Origin of the sequence: Paenibacillus sp. Y412MC10, from assembly GCF_000024685.1 — a bacterium.
Taxonomy (GTDB): domain Bacteria; phylum Bacillota; class Bacilli; order Paenibacillales; family Paenibacillaceae; genus Paenibacillus_AQ; species Paenibacillus_AQ lautus_A.
Genome location: NC_013406.1, coordinates 717,504 through 729,850, shown reverse-complemented (window position 1 = coordinate 729,850; position 12,347 = coordinate 717,504). Strand labels below are relative to the sequence as shown.

The 12,347-nt window shown below is 52.4% G+C and carries 11 protein-coding genes and 1 riboswitch; of the genes, 7 read left to right on the top strand and 4 right to left on the bottom strand.

The window, feature by feature from the left end:
- The first annotated feature begins 86 nt into the window (after window positions 1-86).
- On the top strand, window positions 87-2,390 hold the full coding sequence (locus GYMC10_RS03090) for a glycoside hydrolase family 65 protein (RefSeq protein ID WP_012818804.1): 2,304 nt from the start codon (window positions 87-89) through the stop codon (window positions 2,388-2,390).
- A 232-nt stretch (window positions 2,391-2,622) separates the two neighbouring features.
- On the opposite strand, the gene GYMC10_RS03085 is transcribed toward GYMC10_RS03090, so the two are convergent.
- Together GYMC10_RS03085 and GYMC10_RS03080 are read right to left on the bottom strand one after the other, a co-directional pair.
- Window positions 2,623-3,669: an EAL domain-containing protein gene (locus tag GYMC10_RS03085; protein WP_012818803.1), complete on the bottom strand. Its 1,047-nt coding sequence runs from the start codon at window positions 3,667-3,669 to the stop codon at window positions 2,623-2,625.
- Window positions 3,670-3,874: 205 nt separating this feature from the next.
- Window positions 3,875-5,410 carry a GGDEF domain-containing protein gene (locus tag GYMC10_RS03080; protein WP_012818802.1) on the bottom strand — a complete coding sequence of 512 codons (1,536 nt, stop codon included), beginning with the start codon at window positions 5,408-5,410 and terminating at the stop codon, window positions 3,875-3,877.
- Window positions 5,411-5,668: 258 nt separating this feature from the next.
- Here GYMC10_RS03080 and GYMC10_RS03075 point away from each other — a divergent pair, with 258 nt between their 5' ends.
- The 6 genes from GYMC10_RS03075 (at window position 5,669) to GYMC10_RS03050 (ending at window position 10,426) form a co-directional block, all read left to right on the top strand.
- Entirely contained in the window at window positions 5,669-6,052 is a 384-nt protein-coding gene (locus GYMC10_RS03075; RefSeq protein WP_012818801.1) for a VOC family protein, read from the top strand.
- A 174-nt stretch (window positions 6,053-6,226) separates the two neighbouring features.
- Window positions 6,227-6,336, top strand: a riboswitch (TPP riboswitch).
- A 121-nt stretch (window positions 6,337-6,457) separates the two neighbouring features.
- Window positions 6,458-7,489 carry an ABC transporter substrate-binding protein gene (locus GYMC10_RS03070; protein WP_012818800.1) on the top strand — a complete coding sequence of 344 codons (1,032 nt, stop codon included), beginning with the start codon at window positions 6,458-6,460 and terminating at the stop codon, window positions 7,487-7,489.
- Between the two features lie 87 nt (window positions 7,490-7,576).
- Window positions 7,577-7,870, top strand: coding sequence for an MTH1187 family thiamine-binding protein (locus tag GYMC10_RS03065; RefSeq protein ID WP_012818799.1), 294 nt, complete (start codon window positions 7,577-7,579; stop codon window positions 7,868-7,870).
- Window positions 7,867-8,634 carry an ABC transporter permease gene (locus tag GYMC10_RS03060; protein ID WP_012818798.1) on the top strand — a complete coding sequence of 256 codons (768 nt, stop codon included), beginning with the start codon at window positions 7,867-7,869 and terminating at the stop codon, window positions 8,632-8,634. The genes GYMC10_RS03065 and GYMC10_RS03060 overlap by 4 nt, the downstream gene beginning before the upstream one ends.
- A 54-nt stretch (window positions 8,635-8,688) precedes the next feature.
- Entirely contained in the window at window positions 8,689-9,522 is an 834-nt protein-coding gene (locus GYMC10_RS03055; protein WP_012818797.1) for an ABC transporter ATP-binding protein, read from the top strand.
- Between the two features lie 88 nt (window positions 9,523-9,610).
- A complete protein-coding gene (locus GYMC10_RS03050) occupies window positions 9,611-10,426 on the top strand; it encodes a TatD family hydrolase (RefSeq protein WP_012818796.1) in 816 nt (271 codons plus the stop codon).
- 34 nt (window positions 10,427-10,460) lie between these two features.
- Here the strand turns inward: GYMC10_RS03050 and GYMC10_RS03045 are convergent, their stop codons facing one another.
- Both GYMC10_RS03045 and GYMC10_RS03040 read right to left on the bottom strand, forming a co-directional pair.
- A complete protein-coding gene (locus GYMC10_RS03045; RefSeq protein WP_009594144.1) occupies window positions 10,461-10,637 on the bottom strand; it encodes an aspartyl-phosphate phosphatase Spo0E family protein in 177 nt (58 codons plus the stop codon).
- A 156-nt stretch (window positions 10,638-10,793) separates the two neighbouring features.
- Window positions 10,794-12,344, bottom strand: coding sequence for an extracellular solute-binding protein (locus GYMC10_RS03040; protein WP_012818795.1), 1,551 nt, complete (start codon window positions 12,342-12,344; stop codon window positions 10,794-10,796).
- Window positions 12,345-12,347: the final 3 nt, after the last annotated feature.

Below are 12,347 nucleotides of genomic sequence, written 5' to 3'. Positions count from 1 at the left end.
GTGAGCACATGCGTTTACAGCATTCAGCAGCATCATCCCATACAGATATGCAACCATTTTTCCTAAACCTAAAGGAGCCGATGATTGTGAAACAATATTTAAAGCTTGATGAATGGTCAATTATTGAAGAGGGCTTTGATCCTCACACGCATGAAATCTCAGAGAGTATCTTCAGTATCGGTAACGGATTCATGGGCCAACGCGCCAACTTTGAGGAGTCCTACAGCGGTTCCTCCCTGCAGGGCAGTTACATGGCCGGGGTGTATTATCCGGATAAAACCCGCGTAGGCTGGTGGAAGAACGGTTATCCTGAATACTTCGCCAAAGTGCTGAACAGCACCAACTGGATCGGCATCGGCATTGAAATCGACGGCACGCCGCTGGATTTGGCCAAATGCACGGTGAAGGATTTTGTGCGCGAGCTGAATATGAAGGAAGGCTTCCTCTCCCGCCGCTTCACCGTTGTCATGGAAGACGGCAAGGAGCTCCAGATCGAGGCGGTTCGCTTTGTCAGCATTGTACGCCACGAGATCGGTGCCATCCGATATGCCGTAACGCCGCTTAATTTCGCTGGAGAACTTACGGTTACGCCTTATCTCGATGGCGATGTGAAGAACAAAGACTCCAACTATGACGAGAAGTTCTGGCTGGAGGTATTCAAGGAAGCCGCGCAAGGCTCGGCCGCATTGACCGTAAAAACCAAAAAGCTCGATTTCCATGTTACCTCCGTTATGTCTTATTACCTTGTTAAGAACGGGGCGAAGCTGGATCTTCAAGCCGAGCTGATCGAGAAGGAGAAATATGCCGCGAACCGCGTAAGCGTCCCCGTATCCGAAGGCGAAGCCGTTACCGTCTATAAATACGTGGCCAACGTCACTTCCCGCAATCATGGATTCGGCGAGTTGGTGGATGCTGCGCGTGCCGTGCTGGAACCGGCGGTGGAGACCGGATTTGAACAGCTGCTGAAGGAGCAGGCAGATGCCTGGGGCGACAAATGGAAGGAAAGCGATATCGTCATCGAAGGCGATGTGGCGGCCCAGCAAGCGATCCGCTTTAACATTTTTCAGCTGAACCAAACCTACAGCGGCGAAGACGACCGCCTGAACATCGGGCCTAAGGGCTTTACCGGGGAAAAATACGGCGGCAGCACCTACTGGGATACCGAGGCTTATTGCCTGCCGTTCTATCTGAGCACCGCCGATGCCAGCATCTCGCGCAACCTGCTGATCTATCGTTATAAGCACCTGGAAAAGGCGAAGGAAAATGCCAGAAAGCTCGGCTTCACCAAAGGGGCGCTCTATCCTATGGTGACGATGAACGGCGAGGAATGCCATAACGAGTGGGAGATTACGTTTGAAGAAATCCACCGTAACGGCGCGATTGCCTATGCCATCTATAACTATGTCAATTATACCGGCGACTTCTCTTACCTCGGCCAATACGGTCTGGAAGTGCTCGTGGAAATCTCCCGTTTCTGGGAGGAGCGCGTGAATTACGTGCCGGCGAAGGACCAGTATATGATGCTGGGCGTTACCGGCCCGAACGAGTACGAGAACAACGTCAACAACAACTGGTATACCAACCGCATTGCCAGCTGGACGATGGAATACACGCTCGACGTGCTGGAGTATTTGAAAGAGAATGAGAATTCCCGCTATGCCGAGCTTACGGCGAAGCTTGCCCTGCAGGATGCCGAAACGGCCAAATGGCAGGATATCATCAGCAAAATGTACTACCCGGTAGACGAGGAACTCGGCGTCTTCCTGCAGCAGGACGGTTTCCTTAACAAGGAGCTGGTTCCGGTGAAGGAATTGGACCCTGCCCACCTGCCGCTGAACCAGAACTGGTCCTGGGACCGCATTCTGCGTTCGGTGTACATTAAGCAGGCCGACGTGCTGCAAGGATTGTTCTTCCTTGGCGACCGGTACGATCTGGCTACAAAAAAACGCAACTTCGACTTCTATGAACCGTTCACGGTACACGAGTCCTCCCTCTCGCCATGCGTACACTCCATTCTCGCGTGCGAGCTCGGGTACCAGGAAAAGGCGTACGAGATGTACCTTCGTACAGCCCGCCTGGATCTGGACAACTACAACAACGATACCGAGGACGGCTGTCATACGACCAGCATGGCAGGAACCTGGATGTCGGTTGTGCATGGCTTCGGCGGCCTGCGCGTGAAGGACGGCGTATTGCATCTGAACCCGTTCATTCCGGGGCATTGGTCCTCCTTCTCCTTCAAGGTGATGTTCCGCGGATCCCGCCTGAAGGTTAACGTCAAAGGCCATGAAACCCTCATCGTAAACGAAACGGATACGCCCGCTGTCCTGAACGTGAACGGCAAGGAATACGCCATCAGCGGATTTGGAGAGGTAACGGCTGCAAGATAAAAGGCACTGGAGCTTCAATGCGCCGGCCCATACAAAAACAAGAGCCCTGGAAAATCTTCCAGGGCTCTTGTTTTTACAGAAAACGGGCTCCTCTACATCATGGCTCATTCTTGAAGAACCCGTCTTCGTCCATGTCAGGCATCATCTGCAGGTTCGGTTTCAGCCATAAGCCGGGATCAGATAAATGCCATCGCTTTGCGCCTCCGTGCGGGGGAAATGCCGATTATGTATGTTATGAATAGATCAGTTGAGTATGAGGATCACGCGGAGGGCGCTCGGCTGGCTTCCCAAACAAATACCCCTGCGAAAGCTCGATCCCGATATCTCGGCAAAAATGAAACTCCTCCCGTCTCTCGATGCCTTCTGCAAGCACCATGGCCCCGAAATCATGAGCCATGTTCGTGATCATTTCGAGCTGCTTCTGCTGGGCGGGATTTCGATCGCAATGGTCGATAAGACTCCGGTCGATCTTCACATAATCCGGCTTAAGCTTAATCATCTGCTCCAATGTGGAATAACCTGCGCCGACGTCATCCATGGCTACCGAGATGCCGTGGCTTCGATATACCTCGAATATCGACTGCAAATGCTTCACATCGTCGATTCTCTCGGTTTCCACCACCTCGAATACGAAATCCCTCGGATCCAGATGGAGCCTGTCGATCGTATTGAAGGTGTGGCTCAGACACATCTGCGCATCGTATATCGAGGACGGCAGGAAATTCACGAACCGCTTCACGCCGATCGGAAGCCACTCGGCACTGGTCTCAATCGCACTGGTTCGTGCCGCCTGGTCCAGGAATGAATGCAGTCCGGTTTTTCGGGCTGTCTCAAACAGCTCGTACGGCTGGAACCGGAGTCCCCACTCTACCGGTCGAAGGAGAAATTCATAGGCCACGATCTGCTCGTTTGGATCCACGATGGGCTGCATGTAGCTCGTAAACTGCTTATGTAAAATGACATTCACCATATCATAATGCTCCATCTGCAGTTCGAACTTCTGCATAGGGATCCACGAATGCCGGATTTGCGGAGCTCCTCCACGGGTAACACAGAAGGACAGCTCTTGACGAATCTTCAGCGGAAGGGGTTGCAGACACTCGATGATGGAGATCAGGTCCGCTCGTACCTTGTAGTTCACAGCACAACCCTCATTGTTCTCTTGTACCGCGTAGCCGTTCACTGCCAGCAATTGAATAAGCTCACCACTTGCAGGCTTCATATGAATGGTCCCCTGGTCCTCAATCGGTTCAAAGGTGCTGCAATTGTCGCAAATCATGTTCGTCCTCCTTGGCAAGCTAGCTCTCACTATGCTTCTTATCGGCATTTTGAATATGATTTCTTTGCATTTTATGGATTTTATATCGAAGTTATGACCTATTTTGCGAGAAATGCGCAAGATTCGTGCAATGATTGCGCTAAATTCTACAATAATCGACTTATATTGCTCTTAACAACACATTGTCGATACCAGAGTCTTTTGTCTATTCGACTTTTTGATCCAACAGCTGCAGCAGCATCGTTCGTTCCACATCGAAATGCCAGCGGGCGTTTCGCTCTTTCGCCGCATACATCGCTGCATCCGCGCGACCGATCAGCTCTTGGTCGTTCCTGGCATGATCCGGATAGACCGCGATGCCGATGCTCGGCGTGGTTCGGACCTCATGCCCTTCCAGCTCATACGGCTCGCTCAGCATCGTCCAGATCTCTTCCGCCATCCAGATCAGTTCCTGATCCTCGCCGGCCGGATGAATCACTACCGTAAATTCGTCCCCTCCTAAACGGGAAACCAGAACGCCTTTGGATTCAAGGGTTTGAAGACGGGTCGCGACCTTACGAATCAGCAAATCGCCGGCACGATGGCCGTAGCGGTCATTCACTCGTTTAAAACGGTTCATATCCATATATAGCAGCCCTACGCGGGAACCCGCACGGTCCGCCTCCTGCAGCGAGCTCGACAGCCTCGCGTTAAAGTAGCGGCGGTTATAGAGTCCCGTAAGATCGTCGCGATGCGCCAAGGTCTCGCTCTGCATCAAGCTTTGATGCAGCCGGTCAAACAAGCGGTCATTCTCGAACTGGATCAGGATCTGCCTGATCAGAATCAGGATGACGCAGAGGGATAAGCCGGTAAAAAGCCCGTTCCATCCTCCGAACCGCTGCACCATAAGGGCAAACATCCCGCCAAGCACGCTGTAAGGAAGCAGATATCTTACGATCAGATTTCCGAACGAACGGGGCTCCCTCTCATCCAACGATTGATTTCGGGCATCGGGAGCTGACCGCCCTCCTGCCAAACCAATGATGAATACCGATAACGTATACAGTGGGTACAGGTATGAACGAACTTCAACACCCTTATAATCGACGAGATACATATGCAGAACATCGGCGGCAATGTACATGCTCCCGCCAAGGCATATCAGGAAGACTGCCCGTTTCCTTAGCTGCCCTGTGTTAAAATACAACACCAGGGTGAAGAAAATAAGCACCGTTGCGCACAGCGGGTACAGCATGTCAACCCACAGCTTTCCCCACAAGGCTTCATTCGCCAAACCGTTAAGCTCGGGCTTGATGAAATATTCCCAGCCTACCGTCATGACCGTTATGCCAACGATCACGATATCCAGCATAAACCGCACTCCCCGAAACGAACCTTGTACGTGCCGGAACAAATAAATGAGGGAACCTGCAAACAGGATGATTTCGAATCCCCAGAATAATTGAGTCAAAATTGTCCGGGAAGCGCTCTCTTTCCCCAGCCAAAAATAACAAGCATCGATGATTCGAGCCGAGGCATCCGCCATCAGCCCGGCACTTACGATAAGCCAAAACCTTCGAAGATGCGGCTCGTAATGCCGACTGATCCGTAGTAAATAGACGGAAGCGGCAGCGGAAGCCATAATGACTAGAACACGCTGAAGCAATAAAGCATCAGGCATCCACAGAACGGTCATTATCTGAATGAATGCATATATGATGGCGAGTCGAATCCACAGATGATCTGCTGGAGTTGGACTCATAAGCATTCCTCCTCGGCCAAAAGGCAAGCTTTCTTCAATGCTTGTTTGTTAGGTCTTTTGAATTAATAGTTATAGTTCTCATGATACTTTTTACCCACCTAAAAGTAAAGATGAGGAAATGAAAGAAAGACCATCGATTCTACTCTATTAAACCATCGCCCTCCAAAAGCTTTCCGTCCTCAAGACCCACTTGACGTATAGGAATTATATGATAATATTTCAGTCATATCTCATATGAATCGGAAAGGGTGTTTAGCCTTGTCACAGAAACGATTGGATCATGTCGGCATTGTCGTCCGGGACCTTGAAGCCACGATTGCTTTTTACACAACCGTCGTCGGACTTGAACTGAAAGATCGCCTTACCCATACCAATGGCGTCATCCAGCTGGCATTCCTCGGATTTAACGGCAGCGACGAAACGGAAGTCGAGCTTATCCAGGGTTACAGCGACACGCTTCCCGCAGAAGGCACCGTCCATCATTTCGCCGTCAGCACCGATAACATCGAAGCGGAATATGTGCGCGTACAGGGACTGGCCGTACCTCATCTTGACGAAGAAATCGTAACGCTTCCGAACGGGTACCGCTATTTCTTCGTCCACGGTCCCGAAGGAGAATGGATTGAGTTCTTCCAGCGCTAACCGCTGGCGAACAGGTTCCTTTCAAAATGCTTCATCCCGTGAATGGTTAACGGGGTTCATTCTTCCAACCGCACAAGCCATGTCCAATACGAAGACCTGCCTCGTTCGCATCCCTTCCGAACTAGACAGGTCTTTGCGTTAGGACTATAATAACGGATGTAACGTCCGAAACTTCATAAATCCCGGGGGAGCTGGAATTTGGCCGGCTGAGAGTGTATCCGATGATACTGACCCTTACACCTGATCTGGGTAATGCCAGCGTAGGAAGTCCATGTTTGCGGCAGCTATGATTTGCCGTGGTATACACTTACGCCGTCATGCGTCCTGATATCATTCAGGGCGCTTTTTTTGTGGAGTTAACGAGGTCATAGAAAGAGAAAGAGAATTCAAAGGAGAGAAGACACGATGAAGAAGGGAAAATGGATGGCACTGCTTCTCGCTTGCGCCCTGCTGATGGTTGCGGCGGGATGCGGTACAGGCGGACAGAACGAAAATACAGGTACCGAAGGCGCAGACGGCCAGGCAGCCGAAAAGCTCCGCGACGTACAGCTGATGCTCGATTGGTCGGCCAACACAAACCACACCGGACTGTATGCAGCCAAGGAGCTCGGGTATTATGAGGAAGAAGGGCTTAACGTCCAGATCGTCCAGCCGGGGGCGGGCGGAACGGATACGCTGGTCGCATCCGGCAAGGTGCCGTTTGGCATCAGCTACCAGGAAGGCGTCACGCTTGCCAGAACCCAAGGCCTGCCGCTTGTCTCCATTGCGGCGATTATTCAGCATAATACATCCGGCTTTGCCGCCCCCAAGGACAAGGGGATCGTCAAGGCTGGCGATTTTGAAGGGAAATCCTACGGCGGCTGGGGCTCGCCTGTTGAGGAAGCCGTCATGAAATCCATCATGGAGATCGACGGTGCCGATGTCAGCAAAGTAAATATGGTTAACATGGGCGATGCCGATTATTTTACGGCCGTCAAACGCGATATTGATTTTGCCTGGATCTTCTATGCCTGGACCGGTATCGAAGCCGAGCTCCGGAACGAGCCGCTTGACATGATCTATGTGAAGGACTACTCCGAGCAGCTTGACTATTACACGCCGGTGATCGTAACGAACGAGAAGCTGATCCAGGAGGACCCGGAGCTTGTCAAAGCATTCATGCGGGCGACCTCAAAAGGATACGACTATGCGATTCAACATCCTGAGGATGCGGCTGCCCTGCTGACGAAGGCCGTTCCCGAACTGGATGCCGAGCTGGTTCTTGCCAGCCAGAAATGGCTGAGTCCCCGCTATCAGGATGATGCTGCCCGCTGGGGCGAGCAGAAAGCCGAAGTATGGTCGGGGTATGCAGACTGGATGTTTGAACGCAAGCTGCTCGAGAAGGAGCTTGATGCGGACAGCGCCTTCACCAATGAATTTTTACCGGAGAAACCATAGGATGCATTTAATTAGGAAGAGAGACGCCTGTCCGGCAGGCTGGCTCTCTTCCATTACAATATAGCTTGCATGAAAGGATGAGTTTAGATGGCAAACACCCTCTTGAGCATACAAGTGATACCCAGAACGCCGGATGGAGGCGACAGCATTCCTTATGTGGATGAAGCGATTCGGGTCATTCAAGAGTCGGGCGTGAAATACGAGGTCCATGCGCTCGAAACCACCTTGGAAGGAGAGCTTTCCGAGCTGCTGATGATCGTTGAGCGCATGCATGAGGCGCTGGTGAAAGCGGGAAGTCCCAGCGTCATATCCCAGGTCAAAATCGTGCACCATCCGGGCGGCATCAGCATGGATAAGCTGACTGAGAAATACCGTCCATGAGAAAAGGCTGGTGGAGCTCCGTTTGGCCGCCCGCTGCGGCGGTCCTTTTCTTTTTGACGGTATGGCAGGCCGCGGTATCGGTATTCGATATAGAGCCGTATATTTTGCCAGCGCCGACGGCCATCGGGCATGAAGCCGCCACCGGCGCCACCGGCGCCTCCGGCCTTTTTCAGCATACGCTGGCCACGCTGCAATTAACCCTGGTCGGATTTATGATCGGTACGGCGATCGGCCTTGTCATCTCGTTGGCCCTGCATCTGGTGCCTTTTCTCAAAACCGCCCTTTATCCGCTTCTTATTCTTAGCCAGAACGTGCCGACGATCGCTCTCGCCCCGCTCCTCATGATTTGGTTCGGCTTCGGCATGCTGCCCAAGGTTATCGTGATTACCCTGGTCTGCTTCTTCCCCGTAGCCGTTGCCGCCCTGGACGGACTGGCGCGTACCGACCGCACCATGATGAATTACATGCAGATGGCGGGAGCCACTTCATGGCAGATCTTCACCAAGCTGGAGCTGCCGCATGCGCTCCCCTCCATCTTCTCAGGGATCCGCATCGCGGCCACCTATTCGGTCATGGGGGCCGTGATCGGGGAATGGATCGGCTCGGACCGGGGCATCGGCTACTATATGATGCTGCAAAAATCCGGCTACCGCACGGACCGGGTGTTTGTTGCCATTCTGATCATCGTCCTGCTCAGCCTGCTGATGGTGCTGCTGATCACCCTGCTGGAGAAGCGCCTGATCCGCTGGAATCGAAAAGGTTAAAACCACGGTGAACAGACATTTTCCAACCTATATAAAAGGAGGCTGTTTAGCGACATGACACATCAAGTATCCCTGCCGGATCATGACGGGCAGCGCCAGTCATCTACCGCGGTCCCGCCAGCGCCTGCCCTTGAGGTTCGCAGCCTTCATATCACCTTCCGCGAACGGCGCAGCGAAGTGCACGTGCTGGATGGCCTTTCGCTTCAGGTGCAGCCCGGGGAATTCGTCTCCTTGATCGGTCCTTCAGGCAGCGGAAAGAGCACGCTCTTCCATATCATCGGGGGGTTAACGGCTCCGGATGCAGGCTCCGTACTCATGGACGGTCAAGACGTGACCGGAGAGAAAGGCCGCATCGCCTATATGCCTCAACAGCCGGCCCTCTTCCCTTGGCGTACGGTGGAGGACAACGTGCTCCTTCCCGAGGAGCTGAGAGGCACCTCGAAAACCACCGCCAGGGAAAATGCCCGCAGCTGGATGGAACGGGCCGGACTTGCCGGCTTCGAGAAGGCGTATCCGCATACCCTTTCAGGGGGGATGCAGCAGCGGGCCGCCTTTCTGCGCGCGCTGATGAGTCCGCAGGAAGTTATGTGCCTGGACGAACCGTTCAGCGCGCTCGACGCGCTGACACGCAGCGATATGCAGCGCTGGCTGCTCGATATCTGGGAGGATACGCGCCGTTCGGTGCTGATGATTACCCATCATATCGAGGAAGCGCTGCTGCTCTCGGACAGCATCTATATCCTGTCGGCGCGGCCCGGCACGATCCTGAAACGGGTGGAGGTCCCTTTTCCCCGTCCGCGCAGGGAAGACACCCTGAACGACCCGTCCTTTATCGCGCTAAAAACCGAAATCTCCGCCATCATGCGCGAAGAACAGCACAAGCGTTGAGCCGCATAGGCAGGATACAATTGCCTAAGCTCCAGTATCCATCATTCAAGAGCGCTCCTTGGAGGCGAACAAGCGAGGTGATATAACGATGAAATCATTCACGCAGACGGAAACGAATCTCCCTCTGCTGGACACCCATATTCATCTGGATTCTTATGCCTTCTCCGATCAGCAAACGATTCTTGCGGATATCCGCAAAAGCGAAGTTAAGACCATCATCTCCGTTTCCATGAACCTGGCTTCCAGCAAGCGAAACCTGGAGCTGGCCAGGGAGTACGGACCGTTGGTGCGGCCGGCATTTGGTTATCATCCGGAACAGCCCGTCCCTTCCCCTGAAGAAACCAAGGAGCTGCTGGATTGGATGGCTAATCATGTCGACGACATGATTGCCGTCGGAGAGGTCGGCCTGCCCTATTATGCCAGACTGGAAGCCGAAACGGAGGGCCGGCCGTGGGATAACCGCCCTTACGAATGCCTGCTTGAGCAATTTATAGCATTTGCGAAGCGGCATCATAAACCGGTTATACTGCACGCTGTATATGAAGATGCGGATACCGCATGTGATTTGCTCGACAAATATGGCGTCACCCGCGCCCATTTCCATTGGTTCAAGGGCTCCCGTGACACCTTGCAGCGGATGGCCGATAAAGGCTGTTATATCTCCTTCACGCCCGACATTCTTTATGAGGATGAAATTCGCGATATTGCCCGTATGTATCCGGAGCATCTTGTCATGACCGAAACCGACGGCCCTTGGCCGTTCGATGGCCCGTTCACCGGACAGATGACCCATCCCAAGATGACGGCTTCCGCAGCGGCGGCATGGGCCGAGCTTCGCGGGCTGACCGTTTCCGAGGCTCGCAGGATTTTTTACGAGAATGCGGTTAGACTTTACGATCTATAAAAAAAAGAATTCCCGTTCCATTCAAGCCGGTTGTTTACGCAATCGGTTTGTTTTCTTTAAGGAACCGGTTATATTGGTTAATCAGTTCATCGAGCACGATCGATTGCCTGAGGACTTTAGGATGGTTAAAATCACGATACCGCTGCTTCATTTTATGAAGCTTGTTTCTTTCCTGCTCGATATCAAACCTAATGCCTTCCTTCGTTTTCATGACTTTTTGTCCTCCCCTCATGTAATATTTTATGCTTTAATGTAAAATTATAGGATGTTTGATGTTAGACATCAGGGGCCTAAAATTGAAAGGGACAGGTCCAAGAAACAAAAAAACCACAATGCGAGCTCACTCGCATTGTGGTTTGGATTTCGGTTATTTCACAAATTTCTCCTGATACGCCTTCGAGATCTCCTCTGTAATCTCCTTCATCTTCGGATCGCTTTTAATCGTTTCGATCAATTTATCGTACGATTCAACCGGTTCCTTGCCGGTGATGACCATGACCCGCATATCCTCTACTTTCTTGGAAATCTCGGGATAGTATTTGTTATAGGCTTCGGAGTAGAGCTCGCCTGAAGGATTCGGCACCTTAACCGTCTTGCGCTCCGTAACGATCTCTACGTTTCGTTCATACACCTCGTCCGGCATCCCTACCGCATTGATAGCCATATCGTCGCTGACGAGGTGAATCATATTGTTCAGATTTCCATCTCCCGTCTTATCGGTGACGGCTTGCGGCGTTGCGACCTTCTTTCCGTTCTCCAGATTGTAATGGACGCCTTCGATTCCGTAGGTCAGCATCTCGTTTCCTTCTTGGCTGTAGCCATAGTCGAAGAACTCGAGGATCTTCTTGACTTTGGCCTCAGGCACTTTCTTCGGAATGAGGTACACGCCATAGTACGGGGAGCCTGAAGGCGTATACTTCACCCCGTTAGCATTCTCCAAGTAAGCAAGCGGCATCAAATCCGCCTTGGGATCAACGTCCTTCACGGCTTTGCCGGTTACCCAGGCATGGTTCATGGACATGCCCCCAACCCCTGCCTTGGCGCTGCGCATCGTATCCATCACCTGGGAGAACTTCATGATGGCAAAGTCTTTGGGGAACAGGCCCTCGTCATAAGCCTGCTTGATCCACAGCATGGCCTCCCTTGACGCGTCCGACGTAATAATCGGAGACAGGGTGTTATCCGGCTGGAGCTTCCAGGCCCCTTGCGTTTCATTAAAGATATTATAAATATACGCGAGCGCGCTCGGATTAGCGGCATATGGGATCTCATCCGCCTGTCCGTTACCATTCGGATCCTGTTCCTTGAAAGCTTTTAACACATTATGGAACTCATCCAGCGTTTTTGGCGTTTCCAGCTGAAGGGCATCCAGCCAATCCTTGCGGATCATCGGGAACACCCCGCCCCCATAGCTTGGGTAGTAACGCGGAATCACGATGTTCTTGCCGTCCACCTTGGTGATTTCCCACATTTCCTTCAGCTCTTCGCGATTTAAATTGGGGTAGTCTTTGAGAAAAGGGGTCAGATCCCAGAAGACTCCCTGCTTCAGCATCTTCTGCAGCTGCGGGTTCTGCATCGTTTCCACGAAAGTAACCTCCGGAAGGTCGCCGGACGCAAGCATGACATTGATTTTCTCTTCGGCCGTGGATGGGGACAGCCACGTAATATTCAGCTTGGTATTGGTGCGTTTCTCCAGCTCTTTCCAAAGCGGATTCGTGTTGTCTATGAATTCGGTGGCATAATTCAAGGTCTGTATCGTGATGCTTGTAGGTTCACTGCTGTCTGTCCCGCCCTCGCTGCCGCTCGAGGGACTCCCGCCGCGGCTGCCGCATGCGCTAAGCAAGAGCGAACTTGCTAAGAGCAGCACCCCCGACATTTTCAAAAACGACTTGCTCGGCTTTGCATCCATTTTTTTCATCAT